This window comes from Dactylosporangium sp. NPDC006015 (assembly GCF_040614215.1).
Classification (GTDB): domain Bacteria; phylum Actinomycetota; class Actinomycetes; order Mycobacteriales; family Micromonosporaceae; genus Dactylosporangium; species Dactylosporangium maewongense.
The window spans coordinates 1-24,118 of record NZ_JBEXUD010000018.1 but is presented as its reverse complement, the minus strand read 5'-3'; the positions used below and the strand labels follow the sequence as shown (position 1 = coordinate 24,118).

17 protein-coding genes are annotated in these 24,118 nt (G+C 72.4%); 9 read left to right on the top strand and 8 right to left on the bottom strand.

The genetic code is table 11. From position 1 onward, the window contains the following. Window positions 1-256 precede the first annotated feature (256 nt). The 3 genes from ABZ321_RS29300 to rph form a co-directional block, all read right to left on the bottom strand. Window positions 257-934, bottom strand: coding sequence for a GNAT family N-acetyltransferase (locus ABZ321_RS29300; protein ID WP_344505228.1), 678 nt, complete (start codon window positions 932-934; stop codon window positions 257-259). Between the two features lie 69 nt (window positions 935-1,003). Continuing rightward, complete coding sequence (locus ABZ321_RS29295; protein ID WP_354897092.1) at window positions 1,004-2,353, bottom strand: FAD-binding oxidoreductase; 1,350 nt, start codon at window positions 2,351-2,353, stop codon at window positions 1,004-1,006. A gap of 58 nt (window positions 2,354-2,411) precedes the next feature. Beyond that, window positions 2,412-4,955, bottom strand: coding sequence for a rifamycin-inactivating phosphotransferase (gene rph / locus ABZ321_RS29290; RefSeq protein ID WP_354897089.1), 2,544 nt, complete (start codon window positions 4,953-4,955; stop codon window positions 2,412-2,414). 254 nt (window positions 4,956-5,209) lie between these two features. Here rph and ABZ321_RS29285 point away from each other — a divergent pair, with 254 nt between their 5' ends. After that, window positions 5,210-6,994, top strand: coding sequence for an EAL domain-containing protein (locus ABZ321_RS29285; RefSeq protein WP_354897086.1), 1,785 nt, complete (start codon window positions 5,210-5,212; stop codon window positions 6,992-6,994). A gap of 85 nt (window positions 6,995-7,079) precedes the next feature. On the opposite strand, the gene ABZ321_RS29280 is transcribed toward ABZ321_RS29285, so the two are convergent. After that, entirely contained in the window at window positions 7,080-8,720 is a 1,641-nt protein-coding gene (locus ABZ321_RS29280) for a DUF6461 domain-containing protein (protein WP_354897083.1), read from the bottom strand. 40 nt (window positions 8,721-8,760) lie between these two features. Beyond that, the gene (locus ABZ321_RS29275) at window positions 8,761-9,642 is read right to left on the bottom strand and encodes an aminotransferase class I/II-fold pyridoxal phosphate-dependent enzyme (protein WP_354897080.1); all 882 of its coding nucleotides are present in this window, start codon (window positions 9,640-9,642) and stop codon (window positions 8,761-8,763) included. A 46-nt stretch (window positions 9,643-9,688) separates the two neighbouring features. Here ABZ321_RS29275 and ABZ321_RS29270 point away from each other — a divergent pair, with 46 nt between their 5' ends. Together ABZ321_RS29270 and ABZ321_RS29265 are read left to right on the top strand one after the other, a co-directional pair. Next, entirely contained in the window at window positions 9,689-10,108 is a 420-nt protein-coding gene (locus tag ABZ321_RS29270) for a hypothetical protein (RefSeq protein WP_354897077.1), read from the top strand. A gap of 42 nt (window positions 10,109-10,150) precedes the next feature. Further along, a complete protein-coding gene (locus tag ABZ321_RS29265; protein ID WP_354897074.1) occupies window positions 10,151-11,050 on the top strand; it encodes an alpha/beta fold hydrolase in 900 nt (299 codons plus the stop codon). 182 nt (window positions 11,051-11,232) lie between these two features. On the opposite strand, the gene ABZ321_RS29260 is transcribed toward ABZ321_RS29265, so the two are convergent. Next, the gene (locus tag ABZ321_RS29260; protein ID WP_354897071.1) at window positions 11,233-14,463 is read right to left on the bottom strand and encodes a GH92 family glycosyl hydrolase; all 3,231 of its coding nucleotides are present in this window, start codon (window positions 14,461-14,463) and stop codon (window positions 11,233-11,235) included. Between the two features lie 444 nt (window positions 14,464-14,907). Here ABZ321_RS29260 and ABZ321_RS29255 point away from each other — a divergent pair, with 444 nt between their 5' ends. Further along, entirely contained in the window at window positions 14,908-15,900 is a 993-nt protein-coding gene (locus ABZ321_RS29255) for an intradiol ring-cleavage dioxygenase (protein ID WP_354897069.1), read from the top strand. A gap of 30 nt (window positions 15,901-15,930) precedes the next feature. On the opposite strand, the gene ABZ321_RS29250 is transcribed toward ABZ321_RS29255, so the two are convergent. Continuing rightward, entirely contained in the window at window positions 15,931-16,998 is a 1,068-nt protein-coding gene (locus ABZ321_RS29250; protein ID WP_354897066.1) for a lysylphosphatidylglycerol synthase domain-containing protein, read from the bottom strand. A gap of 237 nt (window positions 16,999-17,235) precedes the next feature. Between ABZ321_RS29250 and ABZ321_RS29245 the strand changes: the two genes are divergently transcribed. The 3 genes from ABZ321_RS29245 to ABZ321_RS29235 all read left to right on the top strand — a co-directional run bounded on the left by ABZ321_RS29245 (window position 17,236) and on the right by ABZ321_RS29235 (window position 19,514). After that, complete coding sequence (locus tag ABZ321_RS29245; protein ID WP_354897063.1) at window positions 17,236-17,553, top strand: CBM35 domain-containing protein; 318 nt, start codon at window positions 17,236-17,238, stop codon at window positions 17,551-17,553. Between the two features lie 195 nt (window positions 17,554-17,748). Then, the gene (locus ABZ321_RS29240; RefSeq protein WP_354897060.1) at window positions 17,749-18,549 is read left to right on the top strand and encodes an MEDS domain-containing protein; all 801 of its coding nucleotides are present in this window, start codon (window positions 17,749-17,751) and stop codon (window positions 18,547-18,549) included. Continuing rightward, window positions 18,546-19,514: an anti-sigma factor RsbA family regulatory protein gene (locus tag ABZ321_RS29235; RefSeq protein WP_354897057.1), complete on the top strand. Its 969-nt coding sequence runs from the start codon at window positions 18,546-18,548 to the stop codon at window positions 19,512-19,514. Before ABZ321_RS29240 ends, ABZ321_RS29235 begins: the two co-directional genes overlap by 4 nt. Before the next feature lie 73 nt (window positions 19,515-19,587). Here the strand turns inward: ABZ321_RS29235 and ABZ321_RS29230 are convergent, their stop codons facing one another. Then, the gene (locus ABZ321_RS29230) at window positions 19,588-21,816 is read right to left on the bottom strand and encodes a glycoside hydrolase family 97 catalytic domain-containing protein (protein WP_354897054.1); all 2,229 of its coding nucleotides are present in this window, start codon (window positions 21,814-21,816) and stop codon (window positions 19,588-19,590) included. A 318-nt stretch (window positions 21,817-22,134) separates the two neighbouring features. Between ABZ321_RS29230 and ABZ321_RS29225 the strand changes: the two genes are divergently transcribed. Both ABZ321_RS29225 and ABZ321_RS29220 read left to right on the top strand, forming a co-directional pair. Beyond that, entirely contained in the window at window positions 22,135-23,439 is a 1,305-nt protein-coding gene (locus ABZ321_RS29225; protein WP_354897051.1) for an ABC transporter substrate-binding protein, read from the top strand. Beyond that, window positions 23,436-24,118: sugar ABC transporter permease (locus tag ABZ321_RS29220; RefSeq protein ID WP_354897048.1), on the top strand; the 683-nt coding region annotated here is incomplete at its 3' end. The genes ABZ321_RS29225 and ABZ321_RS29220, both read left to right, overlap by 4 nt.

Here is a 24,118-nt window from a genome sequence, read left to right as displayed (position 1 = left end):
CCCGTCCGCTGGTGAGCCGAGCGTGGCACGGCGGTTGCGGACGGTCATCGGGCGACGGGCCACCACCCGGCGCCCGCCCGGCTCGGGCGCCCCGCCCCATCGCTCGGGCGGCCCGCCCCCACGGCTCGCCGGCGCGGCCGACCGGCGCGCGCCGCCCACCGCGACGGCGGTGGATGTCTGGAACATCGCGACCGGGCGATGCCGCACCGGCGGATGCCCGTCCCGCCGCCGCGGGGGTACACGGCGCGGTACACGCTCAGGGCACGCGGTAGCCGTGGAACCGGACGGGCCGGCGGACCACGAAGCCGAGTCGTTCGTACACCCGGATCGCGCCGGTGTTGCTCGACGCGACGTGCAGGAACGGGCGCTCGCCACGGCCGGTGATCCGGTCGATGGCCGCCCTCGTCACGCGCGCGGCGAGGCCACGGCCGCGGGCGCTCGGGGCGGTGCACACGGCGCTGATCTCGGTCCATCCCGGCGGCCGGAGGCGCTCGCCGGCCATGGCGACCAGCGCGCCGTCCTCGCGCACGCCGTGAAACGCCCCGAGCTCGGCGGTCCGCGCCCAGAACGGCCCGGGCCGCGCCTGCTCGGTGAGCGCCAGCATCTCCTCGACGTCGCCCGGGCCGAGCTCCACCACCCCATCGGCGGGAGCTTCCGGCTCCGCCCGGTCGAGGACCATCTGGAACCCGTCCAGCTCGAACACCGGCTCCCACGACGCCGGCGGCGTGACGTCGGCGCTGAACAGGTCGGCGAACCCGCCGCTGCCCAGCAGCCGCGCCAGGTCGTCCCAGTCGGCCGCCGTCGGCCGCACGGGCACCGCCACGAACGTCGAGACGCCCTCCTGGTACGTCGCGGCGTCGCCCACCCGCCGGGCCAGGTGCGCGTGCGCGCCGCGCAGCGACTGCCCCACCGGATCGTCGAGTACTTCCACCATGTCGCCCCCTCGCCGTGGACGATCATCCTGTCAGGCCCGCGATCCACGGTGAGCACCCGGCACCGTGATCTACAGGGTCCCGAAGCACCCGTCCGGGTCGTACGCCGCCTTGACGGCCCGCAGCCGGGGCAGGTTGGCGCCGAAGTACGCCTCGGCGGCGTCGGGCAGGTCCGGGTCGGGGAAGTTCTGATACACGCCACCGGACCGCCACGGCGCGGGCAGCCGGTAGGAGCCGTCCAGCCACCGCAGCGCCTCGGGTGCGTCGCCCGGGTCGGCGGCGGCGACGTGGTGCAGCAGGAACCGTTCGGCGCGGTGGACGAACGCGGTGGCGTGCGGCGCGACGCGGTTGTAGGCGCCGCCCATCGGCATGAGGTCCAGGGTCCGCGACTGTCCCGGGCTGCGGCCCTCCGTCAGCTGCCGGAGCAGCGCGTCGACCGCCGCGCCGGGCAGCGGGCGGGCGAAGAAGCCCGACCTGCTGAACGTGTGCCGGCCGGTGTGGTCCGCGCCGGCGGCCAGCAGCCGCTTCGTCTCGCGGTGCGACGCCGCCCGCCGCTCGTCGGACGCGGGCGCGGCGCCGACCAGCGCGACGCACTCGTCGAGGACGGCGTCCGCCGCGGCCGGCGGGCCCGCCATCGTGCCCACCACCGACGCGGCGGGTGGCAGGGCGGGGTCCGCGGGCACGGTGAGGTGCAGGCTGGCGGCGAGCTCGTCGGGTGCCGACGGCGCCCACGCCTGCCACACCCGCACGACGGCGGCCGCGTGACGCAGCGGCCAGGTCAGCCGGAAGCCGAGCATCGGCGGTGCGGGCACCGTGGCGAACGTCAGCGCGGTGACGGCGCCGAACCGGCCGGTCCCGCCGCGCAGCGCCCAGAACAGGTCGGCGTGGGTGCGCTCGTCGCAGGTGACGACCCGGCCGTCGGCGAGGACCACCTCCGCGGCGCGCAGCCGGTCGCAGGTGAGGCCGTGCAGGCGGCCGAGGACGCCGAGCCCGCCGCCGAGGGTCAGGCCGGCGATGCCGACGCCCGGGCCGCAGCCGGCCGGGATCGTCTGGCCGGTCCCGTCGAGCGCGTCGTACACGCCGGCGAGGGTCGCCCCCGCGCCGACGCGGACCGTGCCGTCGCCCACCGCCACCGCGTGCATCGGCGCCAGGTCGATGACCACGCCGGTGGTGGTGGAGCGGCCCGCGAAGTCGTGCCCGCCGCCGCGCAGGACGGCGGGCAGTCCCTCCTCCCGGACGAACGCGACCGTCGCGGCCACGGCCGCCGGCGTGCCGCACCGCACCACCGCGAGGGGCCGCACGTGGTGGAACCGTGGGTCGGCCGGCCGCCGCAGCGCCTCGAACCGGGCGGACCCCGGCAGCGCCACCTCGTCCGCGACCCGGGCGAGCGCCGCCCAGCCGGCCGCCGTCGTCTGCGTCATGGCTGCGACGGTACGGCGGCCGGCGGGGACGGCGCTTGAACGAATCGGGCACCCGGCCTCAGGACAGGATCTCGACGTAGCCGTCGGTGCCGTGGACGCGGATGCGCCGGCCGTCCTCGATGGCGGTGGTGGCGCCGACGACGGCGACGACCGCCGGAAGGCCGTATTCGCGGGCGATGACGGCGCCGTGGGTCATCTGGCCGCCGACCTCGGTGACCAGTCCGGCGATCGCCACGAACAGCGGGGTCCAGCTCGGGTCCGTGTAGGCGGTGACGAGGATGTCGCCCGGCTCGAGGTCGGCGTGCGCGAGGTCCAGCACGACGCGGGCGCGGCCCTCGACGACGCCCGCGGACACCGGCAGTCCCGCCAGCGCACCCGCCGGGACGTCGTCGCGGCGGTACGCGCCGGTGATCGCCTCGCCGTCCGAGGTGAGCACGCGGGGTGGGGTGAGCGTCGCGTACGAGCGGAAGTCCTCCTTGCGGCGGTCGATCAGCGACGCGTCGGCGTGGCCGGTGCGCACGACGTCGTGCAGCTCGTCGAAGCGCAGTTGGTAGATGTCGTCGCGGTCGCGGAGCACGCCGGAGCGGACGAGGCGGCCGGCCTCCTCCAGCAGTGCCTGCTTGTAGATGAAGTAGCGGCTGACCATCCCGTACTTCGGGTATTCGCGGTACCCGATGAACGTCCGCACCCGGTCGATCTTCTGCTTGGTCTCGCCGGCCTTCGCGGCGCCGTCCGGCAGGGCGCGCAGGCGCTCCAGCAGCTCGTGCTCCTTCGCGAGGGCGTCCCGCCGGCCCTCCTCGAAGCGCCGGGCGGCGGCGCCCGGCTCGAAGTTCCTGACGTTGCCGAGGATCACGGGCACCAGGGTCGAGGGCTCCTCGCTCCAGCGCGGGCGGGTGATGTCGATCTCGCCGGCGCAGCGCATCCCGTACATGTCGAGCCACGCCTCGATGGCGTCGCGCGCCTCGGGACCGCCGGGCAGCTTCGCCATGTCCTCCAACGAGAACTCGGCGTGCTCCAGGTAGGCCACCAGGTCCGGGTGCGGGCGGATCACGTCGGCGACGTCGAGCAGCGCCAGGCCCATCTCCGACGTGACGTTGTGCGGCACCGACTGGGTCAGCGGGTCGGAGGCGTTCTTCTCCCCCAGCCACGTCTCGAGGTGTTCGTTGAGCCACCAGGCGGCCTCCATCGCCGACATGAACACCTGGTGGCTGCGCCGGTCGAACAGGAGCCGCCGCAGCTCCTGGAGGTCGGCCTGGACGAAGTCGAGCAGCGCCGTCCCTGACAGCGGGCGGATGGCCTCCCGCAGTTCGGCGATCGAGGCCTGGTGCTGCGCGATCAGGTCGACGACGACGGCCGGGTCGGTCGGGAGCTCCTCCGGCGTGGCGCCGGCCGGCAGCAGGGGCGGGGCCGCCCCGTCCGGCGCCGGCGCGATGTACCCGTCGCGGTCCAGGACGGTCCGCAGCGCGTCGCCGGTCAGCGGGTCGGACCTGCCGATCATCTCCAGCAGCGCGGCCCGGCCGGCCGGCGCGGCGACCCGCGCGGTCACGTCGACGAACAGCCGGCCGCCGGCCTCCGCCATCGGCGCGGGGGTCGTCATCTGCCAGAACGAGAGCCCGAGCGGCTTCATCGCGTCGGTCATCATCTGCTGGTGGCCGACGGAGAGGTACACGTGGTTGGCCCCGTCGGTGGTCTCCGGGATCGGGAACAGCGTGGTGATCGGCCGGCTCTGCACGACGTGCAGGTCGTCGCCGGCCAGGCACCACTCGATGTCCTGCGGGCGGCCGAAGTGCGCCTCGATCCGCCGGCCGAGCTCCGCCAGCCGCACGACCTGCGCGTCGCCGAGCGCGGGGCGGGCCTGATCGTCGGGGTCGATCTCCCGTTCCGACGTGCCGCCCGCCGGCGCGGGGTCGACGGCGAGCCGCTTGACGCCGATCGTCCTGGCGACGATCGTCCCGCCGCGCACCGTGTACGAGTCGGCGTTCACCAGACCGGACACGAGCGCCTCGCCGAGTCCGTTGACCGCCTCGACGCAGACGGACCGCCGGTCGCCGGTGACGGGATCGGCGGTGAACATGACGCCGGACGCCTCCGGCAGGACCATCCGCTGGACCACCACCGCCATGTGCGCCGCGCCGTCCGGGATGCCGTTGCGTCGCCGGTACAGCACGGCGCGGTCGGTGAACAGCGACGCCCAGCACCGGCTGACGTGCCGCAGCACCTCGGCGGCGGGCACGTTGAGGTAGGTGTCCTGCTGGCCGGCGAACGACGCCGACGGCAGGTCCTCGGCGGTCGCGCTGGACCGGACGGCGAACGTCACCTGCGCGCCGAACCGTCCCAGGGCGGTGGTGATCGCGGCCGCCACGTCGTCCGGGATCGCGGCGTCCTCGATCGTGCGACGGATCCGCGCGTTCGGCGCCGCCGGGTCCGGCGACGGTACCGCCGCCATCACCCGCTGGAAAGCGGCCGTGGTGACGCAGAAGCCGGGCGGCACGCGGACGCCGCCGATCCTCATCAGCGCGCCCAGGTGCGCGCCCTTACCACCGACCGCATCGATGCTCGCCTCGTCGACCTCGTCCAGACCCAGCACGTACTGCTCGGGCATTCCGAATCCCCCCTCGCTCCGGCCGACGATTCTGCGCCAGGACCCGGGTCTTGCCGCAAGACCCCCGGTGCGGTATACGTTAAGAGTGGCGAGGGGTTATCTCCTTGCCTTTCGTTGTTTCCGGGCCCGCTTCCGAGCACCGTCGGTGGCCGTCCGCATGCGGGCCGCTGCGCCGGTTGAATAGCAGGTGACAGGCCGATTACCGGCGAGTGCAGCCCTTGGTGCCACGGGTTTGCTCGCTGATGATTGACGCCGTGGATCACGGGGATGCCGCCATGCCGTCCGACACGGTCGGGCCACTCGCGCGGCCGGTCGGCGTTGTCGAGTCCACCATGCGGTGCGAGGACCTCGACCTGATGTTCCGCGCGGACCCGTCGCTGCACAGCGTCGCGGTCATGTACCTCGACGGCGGCATCGGGCTCATCAGCCGCAGCCGCTTCGCCCAGCTGATGTCGGGCCCGTTCGGGTACGGGCGGGCGCTGTGGGCGAGGACCCCGGCCGGGCGGACCGCCGACCCCGCCCCGATGATCGTCGAGGAGACCGCGCTCGTCGCCGACGTGTGCGAGCAGGTGAGCCGCCGGGACCAGGTGCGCCGCTACGACGACGTGCTGGTCCGCCGCCCCGACGGCCGGCTCGCGCGGGTGTCCGCGGCACGGCTGTACGAGACGCTCGCCGCGCTCATGGCGGTCCAGGCGATCCGCGACCCGCTGAGCGGCCTGGCGAACCGGACGCGGTTCCTGCACCGGCTGACCGCCGCCTGCCGCGACGGCGACCAGACCGGCCTCGCCGTCGTGTACCTCGACCTCGACCGCATGAAGCACGTCAACGACACGCTCGGGCACACGGTCGGCGACCGGCTGATCGTCTCCGTCGCGCACCGGCTCACCGCCGCCGCCGACCCCGGCAGCGTCGTCGCACGGCTCGGCGGCGACGAGTTCGCGGTGCTCACCCGCGTCGCCGGCCCGCGCCACGACCATGCGGCGCTCGCGCTCGGCGAGCGGTTCCGCCGGGCCGTCGCCGCGACCGATCCGGCGCTGCCCGCGGGCGCGCACAGCACGGCGAGCGTCGGGGTCGCGGTGGCCGGGCCAGGCGCCGACGGGGCGACCCTGCTGCGGGAGGCCGACGCCGCGATGTACCGCGCGAAGCAGGCCGGCGCCGACCGCGTCCAGACGGTCCACGGCGTCGGGGCGCTCACCGACGGCCGCGACGACGACGTGCTCGCCGCGATGGACCGGGGCGAGCTGCGGCTGTTCTACCAGCCGATCATCGGCATCGACGACGGGCGCGTCTGGTCGGTGGAGGCGCTCGTCCGCTGGCAGCACCCGCTACGGGGGCTGCTGACGCCGGACCGGTTCCTGCCGGAGCTGCGCCGGCTCCGGCAGCTGCCGCAGCTGGACCGCTGGGTGCTCGACCGCGCCTGCGCCGACGTCGCACGGTGGGACGCGGTGCTCGGCGACCGGGCGCCGCGGTGCGTCAACGTCAACCTCACCATCGACACGCTCGGCGCCGCCGAGCTCACCTCGCTCGTGCTGGACTCGTTGCGCCGCAACGGCTCCGCGCCCAGCCGGCTGCGGGTCGAGCTGCCCGAGTCCGCGGACTTCGCCCAGCTGCAGGACGCCGCCGGCCGGCTGCGGGACCTGCGCGACACCGGCGTCGGCATCGTCCTGGACGACATGGGCGCCGGCTCCGCGACCCTGCGCAACCTCTCCGCCCTGCCCGTCACCGGCGTGAAGATCGACCGTTCGTTCGTCGCGGGCATGCTCGACAACCGCAGCGACTTCGCCGTCGTCAAGCTCCTCGGCGACCTGGGCCGCAGCGTCGGCATCGACGTCACCGCCGAGGGCGTCGAGGCCGACGAGCAGCTGGAGGCGCTGCGGCAGCTCGGCGTCCGGTTCGCGCAGGGCTATCACCTCGGCCTGCCCGCCCCCGCCGAGCACCTCACCGCCCTGCTCCGCACCGGCGCCCGCCCCCGCGGCGTCGCCAGCATCCCGGCCGAGCCGGCCGCCCGCCCCGCCACCGCCGGCCGCCACCGCGTCTGACCCGCCGCCTCGCTCGCGGCGGTGCGAGTCGTCAGTACCCACGGAGAAGCGGGACGGCGATCGCCGACAAGCCCTCGTAACGCCCCTACGGCAGGTCGAACGCCGCCCGGAAGGCGGCGATCACCGCGGGCGGGTCGCCGAACTGCACCGCGGGGCGGACGGTGGCCATGGCGGCGATCAGTGGGTCGTCGTGGTGGGCGTGAACCAGCGCGTGCAGCGCGGCGAGCTCCGGGTCGGGCGGCGGTGGCTCCTCGCCGCTGAGACCCAGCCTCCCGACGTGCACGATGGACTCCCGCGGCACCCCGCGCCAGTGGGCGTACGCGGCGTCGTGGTCGGCGAGCCAGGACGGTGACGGCGCGCCGCGTTCCAGGGCGATCAGCCCGGCCTCGGCCCAGTCCTTGTCGATCAGGCCGGACCGGGTGCAGCAGAACCGTGCCGCCCACAACGCCATCGCGCGCTGCGTCCCGGCGTCGGACCCGGCGATCCGGTCGATCAGGTCCCGGTCGTACGGGACCAGGCCCAGCGTGTAGAGCTGCACGTCCGGCTCGAACAGCCGCGGATCGGTGGGGATCCGCCCGCCCCACGTGGTGCGCAGGTCCTCCAGCCGCCACCGCTCCTCGTCGCGCTCCCGCGCCTCCCGCTTGCGGCGCACGGCGGCGCGCTCGGTCGGCGGGGGCTGCGGGGGCGGGATCACGACGTCGCGCAGCTCGGGGAAGTCTCGCCACAGGTCCGCGATCCGCTCCGCCGTGGACCCGCCCCCGTCCGCAGTGGCGAGCTGCCAGCACAGGTCCTCCGCCGGGCCGTGCCAGGGTTCGTCAAGGCGCCCGACGACCCGGTACGGCTGCTGCCGAACCCACAGATCCATCCGTTCGATGAGCTCGGCCGGGGCGAACGCGAGCGCGAGCGCCAGGGCACGGTCCTCGTCGAGCACGGTCGTCCCGGCGTGGCCGAGCGCCCGCTTGACCCGTGGGTCGATGACCCCGCGCCGCCGCCACCCTGCGAAGTCCCCGAAGTCGTGGTCGTTCCAGCCGTACGGGTCCTGCGCGCAGGCCGTAAGCTCCTCCCGCACCTCGGCGTACCACGGCTCCGTGGCGACCCGGCTGCCCGGGCCGCCGACGCCGGCGCAGTGGAAGGTCGCGGCGTCCAGGAGCTCGATGTCCCACCGTACGCCGGTCATCCGCTCCATCAACGCGAACGTCCGCCCCTGGAAGTCCGCGTCGAAGCCGTTCTCGTCGTCGTCGAGGTCCTCGCCGTAGCCGCCGAACGTGAAGCCCAGCTCGGTGAGCAGCCCGTCGAGCCGCCCGGGCTCGGCGCCGTACGGGTCGTCCGGGTACCCCGGGTTGAAGCACACCAGTTCGCTGCCGCCGGCCGCCCACGTGAAGCTCGGTGTGGTGTTCTCGTTGTAGTAGAACGACACCAGCTCGCCGGCCGCGGACAGCGCCCGGACCACGTCGCGGTCCGTGCACAGGTACCCGTTGGGTTCGATGACCATCGTCCAGTCGCCGAGCCGCGTCGCGACGACGTACTTGAGGTCGGTGGGGTGCGAGGCCCCGCCCTCGTCGACCCATTCCCGCACGGCGTCCTCGGCCAGCAGCGCCGTCTGCGCGGACACGATCGGGACGGGGTCGGCCCCGCCGAGGATGCCGATGACCTCGTCCGGCCCCGCGCCGCGGACCAACGTGACACAGAAGTCGAGCGGCAGCACCTGCTCGACCCCTGCGACCACAGCTCCACTGTGCCCCGCGGACCGCCCGGCCGCAGGCGATTCAGCGCGGCCGCTCCCCGGACAGCCACGCACACAGCCCGGTGATCGCCGGGGTGACGTCGGCGGTCGGCAGGCCACCGAAGCCGACGAGGAACCCGTCCCGTGGGTGCCGGCGCTGGTACGTGCGGCGCAGCGAGCTCAGCAGGATGCCGTGGTCCTCCGCCAGGCCGTCGAAGGCGGCGTCCGGCGGGGTGCCGGGGCCGACGACGGTGAGGTGCAGCCCGGCCTGCGCGGGCAGCGGGTGGTATCCGGCCGGGAGCCGGGCGCGCAGCTCGCGGCAGAGCCGGTCCCTGCGGCGGCTGTACGCGGCCCGGGCGCGCCGCAGGTGCCGGCCGAAGTGGCCGCCGGCGATGAGTGCGGTGAGCGCGTCCTGGATGAGGGGCGGCGGGCACCAGTCGACGGCCTGCCGGACGGCGGTGATCGCCGGTGCCAGGGTCGGCGGCGTGACCAGGAACCCCGCGCGCACGGCCGCGCCGAGCGTCTTGCTGAACGTGCCGATGTAGATCACGCGGCCGTCGCGGTCCATGCGGAACAGGGGCTCGAGGGCGGCCGGGGGCGGCCCGCTGGGGACCGGGTCGGCGCCCGCCAGCACGAAGCTGCCGCCGCCGGCGCGGCCCTCGATGTGTCCCTCGGCGGTGAGCCGCTCGTACACCTCGGTGACCGACGACCGCGCGATCCTCAACTCCGCGGCGACGGTCCGCGTCGGGGTGAGCCGGTCGCCGGGTTCGAGCCCGCCGCTGTCGATCGCGTCGCGGATCTGCTCGTACAGCTGCCGGGTGTTGCTGCGCGGGTCGTCCGGGTCGAGGAAGAGCTCCACCGCCCACCTCCACTTGGTCTGGTCGAACCCCGCGGACTTGGACCTGATGGACGTCCAGGTCCCCACCGTAGCGTCGTGGTCACGACCTCGACGGACCACAGGACGGAGCATCATGAAACCGCACATCGGCGCCCGCGCGGCGGTCGCCCTGACGTCGGCGGCGGTCCTGCCGCTGACCGTGTTCGCGACGCCGGCCCACGCCGCGGAGCCCGGCGACGTCACCGTCGCCGCGGGCTGGGCCAGGTGCAACGACATCTCCGGCTCGCCCCTGTGCATCAGCGTCAACGGCGCGCTGAACAGCACGGCGACGGTGATGACGTCGTACCAGAAGAACTCCGGCCCGGACCGCTCCATCAGCCTGTACCTGTCGGCGTGCGGGACGGCGAAGGAGCTCGTGTACCAGGGCTCGATCACCGTGCCGGGCACCCGGTACGGCAGCCGGGCGAAGTACATCTCGTACAACTCGTGCTGGGTCGGGCACATGCGGATCGGCAACACGCAATGGACGACCGGCGAGCTGCTGACGAGGTAAAGGGCTTCCCTTGACAACGTCCGGCCGGGCAGGATCGGCGGAATGACGAGAGTCGGGGTGCTGATCGTCGGGTTGGTGTGGTGGCTGGCGGCGTGTTCCGCGGCGCCGCCGGTCGAGCGACCGGCGGACGGGCCGGGGGCGACGCTGACCGTCGCCCTCGACGGCCGGCCGTTCCAGCTGCACCTGCCCACCTCGTACGCCACGGGGACGAAGCTGCCGCTGGTGGTGCTGCTGCACGGGTACCGGTCCGACGGGGCCGAGGCGGAGCGGTACTTCGGGTTCACCGCCGAGGCCGACCGGCGCGGGTTTCTCCTCGCGGTGCCGGACGGGACCAGGAACGCCCGGGGCCAGCGGTTCTGGAACGCGACGAGCGCGTGCTGCGACTTCGAACGCTCCGGCGTCGACGACTCCGGTTACCTGCAACGGCTGATCGACGCCGTGAAGGCCGCGCACCCCGTCGACGCGAGCCGCGTCTATCTCGTCGGGCACTCCAACGGCGGGTTCATGGCCTACCGCATGGCGTGTGAGCACGCGGACAGTGTCACGGCGATCGTCTCGCTCGCCGGGGCCGTGGACCTGGACGCCGCCGGGTGCGCGCCGTCCCGGCCGGTCGGCGTCCTGCAGATCCACGGCACCGCGGACGACACCATCCGCTTCGACGGGGGCACGAACGGCGGCCAGGCATACCCGTCCGCCGCGGCCTCGGTCGAGCGGTGGCGGAAGTACGACGGCTGCACGGACCAGGCCGCGGCCGCGTCGGCGCCGCTGGACCTCGACGCCACGCTCCCCGGAGCGGAGACCACAGTGACGACGTATCAGGCCGGCTGCCGGCAGGGCAGCCTGGTGACGTTGTGGACGATCAAGGACGGCGGGCACGTGCCGGCGCTGTCCGCCACGTTCTCCGCGTCGGTCCTCGACCACCTGCTGGCGCAGTCCCGGTAGGCGCGCGGGTCACGGCACGGGTCACGGCACCAGGCGGGGCCCTGCAGCACCCGCAGGGCCTCCGCGTCGGCGGACTTCGCCACGGGTCCGTGCGATCCCACCGCAGAGCTGACCGGATCGGTGGGGTCCGAGCGCGCCGCGCCGGCCGGCTGACGGGCACGGCCGGCGCGGTCGGGCCCGGGTCAGGCGAGCAGCTGCAGCTCCGCGAGCTGGGTTTCCGCGGCGCCGTGGTTGGCGGTGATCTGCAGGCGGAACCGCGAGTAGGTCGCGGTGGCCGGGACGGTGAACGCCCGCGTCTGTCGACGGTCGGCAAAGTCGACGTTGTCGCGGGCGTCCACCGTCGTCCAGGTGACCCCGTCGTTCGAGCCCTGCAGGACCCAGTTCCTGGGGTCGCGGCCGGGTAGATCGTCGGCGGAGGTCAGGGTGTACTGGCGGACCGTGGTCGCGCCGGGCAGCTGGCAGGTGATGGTGGCGGTGGCGGCGAAGGCGAGCCACTTGGTCATCGAGCTGTCGTCGGTGAGGGCGGCCTTGCTCTCCCCCGGCGGGTTCTCACCGGTGACGGTGACGGTGCTGCCGGTCGCCTTGTCCTTCTGCTGCACCGGCACGGCGCTCCCGGTGGTCATGGACGCCGGGACGTCGTTGGCGCCGGTGCCCCAGGAGGACGGGTTGGGCCCCATCACGAAGCTCAGCGTGCCGCCCGCGAGGAGGTCGGCGTGGGTCAGGTAGTTCTTCGTGTAGGTGGCGCCGTTGAGGGTGGCGCTCTGGATGTACCGGTTGGTGTCGCTGACCCCGGGCGTGTTGACGGTGAACGTGCGCCCGTTCTCCAGGTTGACCGTCGCCTTCGCGTGCAGCGGCGCGCCGATCGTGTAGTCGGTGCTGCCCATGCGGGCCGGGTAGAAGCCGAGCGCGGAGAAGATGTACCAGGCGGACATCTCCCCGTTGTCCTCGTCGCCGAGGTAGCCGCCACCGGTCCCGGCGCCGGAGTTGTAGTAGCGCTGCAGCGTGGTGCGGACCGCGTTCTGCGTCTTCGCCGGGGTGCCGGCGTAGTTGTACATGTAGAGCATGTGGTGCGTCTCTTCGTTGGCGTGCGCGTACTGGCCCATGTTCGCGTCGTAGGTCTCGCGCATCTCGTGGATGGTGCCGCCGTAGCAGCCCGGCAGGTAGTCGCGGGGCGCGGCGAGCATGCCGTCGAGCTTCGCGGAGAGCTGGGCGCGGCCGCCGTACAGGTTGGCCATGCCCTGCGGGTCCTGCGGCGCCGGCGTCGCGTAGTGCCACGGCGCGCCCTCGACGAACTCGCAGCCCCACAGGTTGGGTTTGAAGTCGGCGTCGCTGGTGCGCCACGCGCCGTTGCTCTGCTTGCCGCGGAAGAACCCGACCGACTGCGAGTACAGGTTCGTGTAGTCGAGGGCCCGGTTGCGGAAGTAGGCCGCGTCGTCGGTGCGGCCGAGCGCCTGCGCCATCTGCGCGATGCCGAAGTCGTTGGTGGCGCTCTCCAGGGTCCACGACGCCGAGTCGCCGCGGACGTCGGAGGGCAGGTAGCCCTTGAACGTCGACACGTCCAGCCCGACCCGGCCGTTGATCATCGGCGAGTACACGGTGGCGTTCTTCACCATCGACGCGTAAGCGGCGTTCACGTCGAAGTTGCGGACGCCCTTCATGTACGCGTCGGCGAACGCGAGGTCCTGGTTGGTGCCCGGCATCGCGGCCCGGTTCCACGGCCCCGACCAGCTCGGTGTCCAGCCGACGGTCTTGTACACGTTGACGAACCCGTCGAGCATCTCCCCGGCCCGGGTGGGCTCCAGCAGCGTCAGCAGCGGCCACTCGGCGCGGGCGGTGTCCCAGAAGCCGTTGTTGACGTACATCTGCCCGTCGTGGAGCTGGCTGTCGTACGGGCTGTGGTAACGCCGCACGCCGCCGACCATCTCGGCGCGGTTGTTCGGGTACATGAACGTCCGGTACAGGTTGGAGTAGAACGTGACGAGCTGGTCGCCGGACGCGCCCTCGAGGCGGATCTTGCCCAGCGTCGCGTCCCACTGGGCCTGCGCCTCGTCCCGCACGGTGTCCAGGGACTTGCCGCCGACCTCCTGGCTCAGGTTCGCCGCGGCCTGCGCGACGCTGATCCAGCTGGTGCCGACGCGCAGGGTGACCTGCTGGTTCGCGCCGGTGGCGAAGCGGACCCAGCCGGTGCCACCGGTGCCGGACGCGGCGATCGCGGTGTCGACGGTCGCGGAGAAGTACAGCTTCGCGCCGCGGTGGTCGGCGTAGCCGGAGATCGTCCGGCTCGCGGTGTCGACGGCGAACGAGCCGGCGGCGCTGTCGACGACGTCGAACAGGATCGTCGAGTCCGACGCGGTGGGGAACGTGAAGCGCATGACGCCGGCGTGGTCGGTCGGCGCGATCTCGGCGGTGATGCCGTACGTGTCGAGGCGCGTCTTGTAGTAGTGCGCCTTCGCGACCTCGTTGGCGTGGCTGAACGTGGACTTGCGGGCGTCCGGCGTCGTCTTCAGCGCGCCGGTCATCGGCATGATCTGCAGCTGGCCGTAGTCGCCGATCCACGGGCTCGGCTGGTGGCTGATCGCGAAGCCCTGCACGGTGGTGGCCTTGTACTCGTACAGCCATCCGTCGTTGTTGCCGTTGGTCACCGGCGTCCAGAAGTTGAACCCGTGCGGGACGGTCGCGCCCGGGAACGTGTTGCCCCGCGAGTAGTCGCCGGTGGAGTCGGAGCCACGGCGCGTGTCGACGAGGTCCGACAGCCGCCCGGCGGTGTTGGCCGCGATCGTGATGTCGTCGAAGTACCCGCGGAACGTGCCGGTCCCCTCGGGCTTGTCGTAGCCGACGAGGATCCGGTCGATGGTCCTGCCGGCGACCTTCGCGCCGATGTCGGACGTCACGTAGTTCCACGTGTCGAAGTTGAGGACCCAGCCGGTGCCCTGGTCGTGCGGGTGGATCCGGACGCCGTGCTGGTCCACGGCGCCCGAGTCGCGCAGCCGGGTGCCGTCGGTGAACACGAGGTCCACGGCGACGTCGAGGTTGCCGCCGCTCTGCGGGAACACCCAGTAGGACAGCGTGGTGGCCGCGCCGACGGCGATGTCGACGTCGAACACCCGGTTGTAGGAGTAGCTGGTCGTGGCGCTGGTGTCGGCGCCGGAGTACATCAGCGCGGCGGTGCCGGTGTGCGCGGACTCGTTGCGGGTGCCGCTCTCCATGCCGGTGAGGCCGCAGCAGTACCCGCCGACGCCGGCGCTGCTGTCGACGCTGTTGGTCCAGGTGGGCTGCGGGTCGCCGGCCTCGAAGCCGGAGCTGAAGCCGGTGGCGGCGGCGGTCGCCGGGGGCGCGGCGGACAGGACGGTGAACAGGCCCGCGGACAGGGCGGCGAGGGCCACCCAGCTCCGGGCACGGCTGCGCTGCGACATGGTCAGACCTCTGGGGGTGTCGGCGGGTTGGCGGACGGCCGATGAACGCGCATGTTCCGTAAAGATTGCACAGAACCGTTCACCGCCGTCAAGACCGATGGAATGCCTGATGAATGCGCCGCAGTCCTGGAAGATCGGCACAAAAAGCGTTTACGCGGTGACGATCCGTACAAGTCAATACGTCAATTGCAACATTTTCCAACACCGCGGAAGGCGTATCAATCAAATCCGCAAGCATCTATGTCAAATCTTGACGGAACTGACGCATACTCGGGCCGCCTGCAAGTCGTCCGACCCGCATCGGAGCGACGGCATTCGCCGTACCACACGAAATTCGCAAATCACCCAATACGGTAGACAGGCCGGTCGCAGCTGGTTGCCAGGTGGCTGCCAGCTTCGACGGTCAGGTTGTGGGGGCAGACGACCGTCAGGGAGGTTTCGATCGTGGAACAGCAGGCACCGTCATACGAAGGACGCGCGTTCACCCGGCCCGAGGAGGACCTGTACGACCAGGGGCTGGGCTTCGACCTCGGCACGATGGTGCGGCGCCGGCAGCTGCTGCGGGTCTTCGGCCTCGGCGCCGCGGCGATCGGCCTGACCGCCGCCTGCGACTCCGGCGGCGACGGTGGCACGCCCACCGCCGGCGCGAGCTCGTCGGGTGCGACGTCCACCACCGGTGAGATCCCTGACGAGACCGCCGGCCCGTACCCGGGCGACGGCTCCAACGGGCCGAACGTGCTCACCACGAGCGGCGTCGTGCGCAGCGACATCCGCTCGTCCTTCGGCACCGCGAGCGGCACCGCGGCGGGCGTGCCGATGACGCTGGAGCTCAGCATCGTCGACCTCGCCAAGGGCGCGGGCACGCCGTTCGCCGGCGTGGCGGTGTACGTCTGGCACTGCGACCGGGAGGGCCGGTACTCGCTGTACTCCGAGGGCGTCACCGACCAGAACTACCTGCGCGGCGTGCAGATCGCCGACGCGCAGGGCAAGGTGAAGTTCACCAGCGTCTTCCCCGCCTGCTACTCGGGCCGCTGGCCGCACATCCACTTCGAGGTGTACCCGGACCAGGCGAGCATCGCCGACGCGTCCAAGGCCATCGCCACCTCCCAGGTCGCCCTGCCGAAGGACGTCTGCGACAAGGTGTACGCCACCACCGGCTACTCCGCCTCGGTGCAGAACCTGTCCCAGGTGACCCTGCAGAACGACAACGTCTTCGGCAACGACGGCGGCGCCCTCCAGCTCGGCACCGTCACCGGCGACGTCACCGCCGGCTACGCGGTCTCCCTGACGGCGAAGGTCGACACCACGACGACCCCGACCGGTGGCGGCGCCCCTCCCGGCGGCGGCGGTGACGGCGCCCCGTCCGGAGCCCCTCCCGGCGGCGGCCCGGGCGGCTCGGGCGGCCCGCGCCCGAGCGGCCCGCCGCCGAGCCGCTAGGCACTACCGCCGCCCACCGCCCGCCGCCAATTAGGCGCTGCCGTCGCCCACGGCCAGCGGCGCGGGCAGGCGGGAGCGCAGGCCGCGGGGGCGCTGGAGCAGGGCGGCGGGCTGCCCGGTCGCGCTGAGGCCCACCACGACCGGCAGCCCGACGAGCGCGATGAGCCAGCAGGACAGCAGCCGGTAGGTCAGGACGGCGGCCGCGGCGGCCGCGGAGTCGCCGGCGCCCGCGGCGACCAGCGACGCGAGCAGGCTCGCCTCGACCAGGCCGGCGCCGCCGGCGACGAGCGGGATCTGGCGGACGAGCTGCCCGGTCAGGTAGGCGCCGACGAGCGCCATCGTGCCGGTGTCGAGGCGGAACGCCTGGGCGACCGCGACGAAGCACGCCAGGTCGCACACCCTGCGCGCGGCGGCCGCGCCGCCGGCGGTGAGCCAACACCTGGCCGGCAGCGACCAGCAGGCCCGGGTCGTGTCCACGCCGAGGCGGACCAGGGTGTGGATCAGGGCACGCCTGCCCCCGGCCGGCGGGGCGCCGGGGTGCTCCGGCACGGTGCGTGGCCGGATGCCGCGGAGCCGGCGGCGGAGCACGACCGCGGCCGCGCCGAGCAGCGCCCCTGCGGCCGACACCGCCAGGAGGCCGGTCGCGCTGGTGGACACGGCCACCGCGCACCAGGCGAGGTAGACGAGGACGATCGCCGCGCTCGCCTGGATGCTGGCCAGGACCGTGGTGGCGAGGGCGGCCGCGCTCGTCAGGCCGTGCGCGCGGAACTGGCGGACGGCGAACGCGGTCGACACCGGGCCCCCGGCCGGCATCGCCGTGGACAGGGCGGTGCGGGCGAGTGACACGCCCACCGCCCGGCCGGTCGACATCGCGCCGCCGTAGGCGGCCAGGAGGTGGCGCTGCTGCACCGCGTACATGAGCACCGAACCGGCCTGGACCAGCAGTGCCGCCGCGAGCCACCACCACTGGGCCGCCAGCAGCGACCGCAGCACGGTGCCCGGAGCGGGCAGCGACCCGCGCAGCAGCATGAACGCCACCGCCGCCGCGGCCACGGTAAGGGCGACCCCCAGCCAACGCCGCCACTCCCGCAGCCACATGCGCGTACAGTGCGCCGGCGAGATGAGGACCGGTTGAACGCGACGAGTCGCGTCGACATCAAGGCCGCAGCCACCCGCTGTCGCCACGGCGGCAATGTATCGATCGCTGTGACTTTCATGCGATCCGTGCGGCGTTTCGGACCATCCTTCCGCCCACCTTGACCGTCCGGAAAACTCACCCATACGGTTCGACCCCGATCGATCCTGATCGGTGCTGTCGGATCTCGGGAGCGTTCTGTGCGGCCTCATATCTCGATCGTGCTCGCCGCGGCCCTCGTGCTGCCCACCGTCGCCGTCGCCGTGCCGGGGTTCTCCGGCACCGGATACGTGGCCGGCTTCGACGACCCGGCCGACACCGTGACCATCACCGTGCCCGGCGGACCGGGCGGGCTGTTCGACCTGAGCGTTCGGTACCGGTCGCCGTTCGGCGACAAGCAGACCCGCCTGCTGCTCAACGGCGCGCCGGCCGGCGACCTGCTGCTGCCGGGCACCGAGACCTTCGCCGAGGTCGGCGGCATCAAGCACCACGCCTGCCCCCACCACGCCCGCCCGTGAGCCATCCGCCACCAGGCCGTCGACGGCGGGTCGCCGCAGGACGGCGGGCAGGTCACCCGGTGGGACGACAGCGGCACCGCCGATCACCTGTGGCGCCTCGGCCGAAGGTGCCGGTCGCTCATCGCCCGCGAGCGCGTCACTGATCAGCGGCTATGCTTCGGGAATGAGACCTGGGCGGCGCACCCGGTGACGGCGGTGGCGACGGCGAAGCACTCCTGCTGGTCGTATGAGGACCAGCGGCAGTTCGAAGCGTCCGCCAGGACGTTCCTCGCCGAGGGTCTCGCCGCCGGTGAGCGGATCTGGTACGCGCGGGCCGACGGCCCGGGTGGGCTGGGCGGCTGGCTGGACGAGGCAGCGCTGGCGCACCCCGGCGCGGTCCGGTTCGTGCCGCTGGAGGAGACGTACCAGGTCGGGCAGCCGCTGGACCCGCCGGCGCAGGTCGGCACCTTCACGGTCGCGTCGGCCACCGCGGTGGTCGACGGCTTCGCCGGGCTGCGGGTCGTCGCCGACTGCACGCCGCTCGTCGCCACCCCCGACCTGTTGTCCGTGTTCGCCGCCTACGAGGCGCTCGTCGACCGCTTCATCGCGACCGCCCCGGTGCACGCCGTGTGCGGGTTCGACCGCGGCGTCCTCGGCGACCGGGCGATCGCCGAGCTGGCCTGCCTCCACCCGGCGAGCAACGCCGGCGGCGTGTCCTTCACGCTGCGAGCCGGACCGCCCGACGGGCCGGCCGCGATCCTCTCCGGCGAGCTCGACGTGGCCGCCGAGGAGCTGTTCCCGGCCGCCCTGGCCCACGTCCGGCCCGAGCCGACCGGCGGGACCATCGTCTTCGACGCCGCCGGCCTGCGGTTCATCGACCACCGCGCGCTGCTGCACCTGCACCGCTACGCGGAGCGCGCCGGCGCCGACGCGGTCCTGCGCACGTCGCTGGGCACCGTCACCGAGCTCGCCGCCATCGTCGGCGCGGGCCGCGTCCGGGTGGAGCGGGTCCAGTGAGGACCGGCGCGGCGGCCGGGCACACCGGCTACTTCCACGAGGCGATCCGCTACGACTCCGACGAGCACCTCCTGGCGGTCGTGCTGCCGTTCCTGCTCGGGGGCGTCGCGGCCGGCGAGCCGACCATGGTCGCCTTCGGCGAGCGCAACGCCCAGCTGGTCCGCGCTGCCCTGCCGGCCGGGTGCCCGGTGACGTTCCTGGAGGGCGGCGACGTCTACGCCCGGCCGGTCGGGGCGATCCGCTCCTACCGCAACCTCCTCGCCGACCACGCCGGCGCCGGCGCCGGCCAGATCCGCATCGTCGGCGAGCTGTCCGCGGCGCAGTTCGGCGCCACCTGGGACGCATGGGCGCGGTACGAGTCGGCGATCAACCACGCCTACGACGAGTTCCCGCTGTGGAGCATGTGCGCCTACGACGAGCGCACCACCCCGCCGGCCGTCCTCGCCGACGTCGCCCGCACCCACCCCCGCACCGCGCTGCCGCACGACCGGCACGTGCCGAGCCCGCAGTACGTCTCCCCAGAGGAGTTCCTGCTGCAGGACCGGCCGGCCGTCACCGACCCGATCGAGCACGCGCCGCCGGTCGCGGACCTGTTCGACCCGCGGCCCCTGGAGGCGCGCGCCGCGGTCCGCACCGCCGCGGCCTCGGCCGGCGACGGCCTGGCCGGCCGGCCGGTCGATGAGCTGGTGCTGTCGGTCAGCGAAATCGTCACCAACGCATTCGTGCACGGCCTGCCGCCGGTCCGGATGCGGATCTGGGCGGGCCGGGGCCGCATGGTCGTCTCGGTGGAGGACGGCGGGCCCGGCCCCAGGAACCCGTTCGCCGGCCTGCTGCCGACGAACAGCACCACGTCGGCCGGGCTCGGGCTGTGGATCGCCCACCAGTCGTGCAGCCACATCACGCTCCACCGGGCCGCGACCGGCTACACGGTCCGCATGACCGCCGGCCCGCCGTACACCGGCTGAGCCGGCCGGCAGACGGGCCCGCGTCGATCCCGGCCGGGCCGGTGGTGGCCCGGCCGGGGTCGTGACGGGGAGGTCAGCTCCTCGTCCACTGCTGGTTGGTGCCGCCGTTGCACGGCCAGATGATCAGCTTGGTGCCGTTGGTGGTGCCGTTGTCGAACGCGTCGAGGCACTTGCCGGAGCCGGTGCCGACGATGGTGCCGTTGCTGTTGAGCGTCCACTGCTGGTTGGCGCCGCCGTTGCAGTCCCAGATCTGCACGGCCGCCCCGTCATCGGTCGACGCGCCCACCACGTCCAGGCACTTGGTCCCGTACACCTGCAGCTGCCGCGAACCCGTCGCCACCCATCGCTGGTTGGCGCCGCCGTTGCAGTCCCACAGCGCGACGGGGGTGCCGCTGGTGGTGGTGTTGTTGGGCACGTCGACGCAGCGTCCGGACTGCACGCCGCGGATGACGGAGCCGCTGAGCGGGGTCCCGCAGGTGGTTATGCCGGCGGTGTACGGGCAGACGACCGACGCGAACCCGCCCCGCTCCAGCAGCGGCACCGACAGGGTGTCGGCGCTGGTGACGGTCCGGGTCTCGCGCAGCAGGTTGCCGCCGTTGTCCCGCACGGTCTCCAGGAACCACTGGCCGGCGCCGAGGAATGACAGCGGCGTCTGGTACGTCTTGGCGGCGATGGCGGAGATGCCGCCGAGGTACCACGTGCCGCCGTTGCGCCGGGCGAAGTACGCCTCCCGGCCGGGGCTGCCGCCGAGCAGGCGGGTCTCGTCCCAGGCGGTCGGCAGCTGGTTGAGGATCCGCATCGCCTCGGGCTGCGACTCGTAGCTCTCCGGGTTGTCGCCGAGGTGCTGCCAGCCGGACTCGAAGACGATCGCGGTCGCGAGCTCGTGCGCCCTGGTGGTGTCCCGGTTGTAGGGGCTGAAGATGACCGGCGTGAAGTCCATGCTGGCGATCGCGTTGCGGGTGAACGGCAGGATCGTGTTGAGCCCGGCGCGCAGGTACTGCTCGGCGCCGTGCACCGCTTCCGCCGTCATGACGTGCGGCCAGGTGCGCTGCATGCCGCGCGGGGTCGCCGACCCGTGGAAGTTGATCATCAGCTGGAGCTCCGCGGTGCGGGCGAGGATCGCGTCGTACCACTGCAGGGTCGGCTGCGTGAACTCGAAGGAGAAGTCGACCTTCACGCCGGCCACGCCCCAGCTCTTGATCAGCGGCAGCCACTGCTCGCGCTGCTGGGAGGTCCACAGGGCGTTGGAGTTGAACCACAGGATCACCTGCACGTTGCGGGCCCTGGCGTACGACACCACGTCCGGCGCCCAGCTGGACTGCCAGCCCTCGTCGATGAGCACGTAGCCCCAGCCGTTGCGGGCGGCGAAGTCGATGTACTGCTTCTGCCGGTTGGCGTCCGACGGGCTGGCGTGCTCGGTCAGCCAGGACCAGGTGACGGTGTCGGGCTTGACCCACGACGGGTTGGCCACCCGGGACGGCGCGGAGAGGTCGTCGACGATGGTCGAGGTCGTCACGCTGGCCAGCGAGCCGACGGCCGCGGTGCGCCACGGCGTGGACAGCGGCAGGCTGGTGGTGATCGCGCTGCCGAGCGAAGCGGTGTAGGTGCCGGAGCCGCTCTGGTGCGCCAGGCTCATCGCCGCGTACCGGCCGTCGAGGTTGGCCTCGGCGACCAGCGCGTAGGTCCCGGCGACGTCGAACAGTGCCGGGTTGCGGAAGGTGGCGGTCGCCGCCGCGCCGGCGGTCGTCTGGAACCAGTAGCCCTGGTCCTCGCGATGTGACGGCACCAGCCACGTGTTGGTGCTGGTCGGCACGGTCCAGGACGACGCCTCGCGTTGCACGGTCACGGTCCCGCTGCCGGGCAGCACGTACCGGTACGCCGCGCCGGTGTCGGAGGCGCGGACGACCACGTCGAGCCGGGCACCGCCGGCGCCGGTGAACGACAGCGTCGACTCCGAGTAGGTCGTCGACCGGTTGCGCTGCTTGCCGGTGGTCATCGAGTAGGCCTCGGTGACGGTCCGGTTGGTGCGGGTCGTGAAGGTCAGGCCTTTCGTCAGGTCGGCGGCGCCGGTCACGATGCCGATCGCCGACGGGGACAGGATCGTGCGGCCCTGGTTGGCCACGGAGAAGCTCAGGGTCCCGTTGTCGTTGAGCGTGACCTGGGCCGACGTCGGGGAGCCGGCGGACGGTCCGGTGACCGTCCAGCTGGTGGCGGCCGCCGCGGGCTTCATCGCGAACGCGATGCCGGCGGTCAGCACCGCGAGCACGAGCGTGCCGCGGAGCAGGGACTTGTGATGTCGCATGGGGTCGTCCTCCGGAAGGGGTTGGCGGAACCTCGGACGGGGGCGAGCTGGGCGTCGCATCGGATGTCAACGTTGTCAACCACGGCGGCGTTGACTTACGTTGATACATGCGCGACTCTGCGGACATTGAACATCTTGATCATGGCAGTGTCAAGGATCGGCTTTGCCACGCCAAATTCGTCGAAGTCGATCTTCTCCGACCGCTTGACAACGATGACATGTTGTCGATTTGCTGTGGTGACTTTTGAGTCACCGAGTTGGAACTTGTTGAATGCCCGTTTCAAGTTCCAACACCCCCTCACCCCCTGGAGAAGTCCCATGACCGACTTCCGGCTGTCCCGCCGTGCCGCCCTGCGGGGGCTCGCCGCGGCACCCGCGTTCTTCGGCGCCTCCGCGCTGCTGTCCGCCTGCGGCGACGACGCGGACGCGCCCGCCGCCACCGGCTCCTCCACGGACCCGATCACGTTCGGGTCCAACTACTCCGACGACGCCACCAAGCAGGCGTTCGCGGCGCTGTGCGCGGCCGCGACGTCGGCGACGAAGGTGCCGATCACGGTCAACACCACCGACCACAACACGTTCCAGAACAACATCAGCAGCTACCTGCAGGGCACGCCGGACTCCCTGGCCACCTGGTTCGCCGGCTACCGGCTGCAGTTCTTCGCCGCGCAGGGCCTGCTCACACCGATCGACGACGTGTGGGAGAAGATCGGCGGCAACTTCAACGACGCCGCCCGCAGCCTCTCCAAGGGCATTGACGGCAAGCACTACCTCGTGCCGCTGTACAACTACCCGTGGGTCGTCTTCTACAACAAGAGCGTCTTCGCCGCGAAGGGCTACCAGGTGCCCGCGACCTGGGACGACTTCATCAACCTGTGCAAGAAGATGAAGACCGACGGGCTGATCCCGCTCGCGTTCGCGGAGAAGGACGGCTGGCCGGCGCTGGGCACGTTCGACATCATCAACCTGCGCGTCAACGGCTACGACTACCACATCAAGCTCATGAAGCACGAGGTGCCGTGGACCGACCCGGGCGTCACCGCCGTGTTCGACAAGTGGCGGGAGCTGATGCCGTACCTGCAGAACGGCGCCAACGGCCGGACCTGGCAGGACGCGGCCAAGACCCTGGAGAACAAGCAGGCCGGCATGATGTTCCAGGGCTCCAACCAGGTCGCCGCGAACTACTCCCCCGCGAACCTCGCCGACCTGGACTTCTTCCCCTACCCCGCGATCAACCCCGAGCACGGCCAGTACTACATGGACGCCCCGACCGACGGCTTCATGCTGCCGAAGAAGGGCAAGAACACGGCGGCTGCCAAGGCCGTCCTGGAGTACATCGGCACTGCCGCCGCCGAGACCAAGTTCCTGGAGACCGATCACTGGGACGTCGGGCTCGCCAACGGTCTCGTCGCGCCGACCTACAACGAGATCCAGAAGAAGTCCGTCGCGGAGATCGCCAAGTGCAAGAACGTGTCCCAGTTCATGGACCGTGACACCGTGCCCGACATGGCCACCGCCGTCATCAAGCTCATCCAGACCTTTGTGGACAGTCCGACGTCTGAGACGATCGCGTCGATCCAGAAGAGCGCCGAGGACCAGGCCAAGACGATCTTCACCAAGTGAACGCGTTCGCCCGCCGCGACGGCTTCGTCGTCGCGGCGATGCTCGGCATCCCGCTGCTGATCGACGTCGTCTTCATCTGGGGCCCGGCCCTCGCCTCGGTCGGGCTGTCGTTCACGAAGTGGACCGGCGTCGGCGGCGTGCAGTTGCAGTCCTGCGACTCGCTGCCGTCCGTGCCCGGCATCCCGCAGCCCGGTTGCCTCAACGGTGTCCGCAACTACGAGCAGGCGTTCACCACCTACCCCGACTTCTGGCCGGCCGTGCAGCACAACATCATCTGGCTGCTCGTCTTCGCATGCTTCGCCACCCCACTGGGCATGCTCTTCGCCGTCGTCATCGACCGCGGCATCCGCGGCTCCAGGATCTACCAGAGCATCCTGTTCCTGCCCGTGATGCTCTCCCTCGCCCTCATCGGGATCATCTGGGAGCTCATCTACTCACCCAACTTCGGCCTGGTGAACTCGCTGCTGCACCGTACCGGCGACGACAACCTCATCGACTGGCTCGGCGACCCGTCACTCAACCTCTGGGCCCTCCTCGTCGAGGCCAGCTGGCGACAGGCCGGCTACGTCATGATCCTCTACCTTGCCGGGCTGAAGGCGGTGGACCCGGCGCTGCGGGAGGCCGCGCTCATGGACGGCGCGTCAGCCTGGCAGACGTTCTGGCGCGTCGTCTTCCCCGC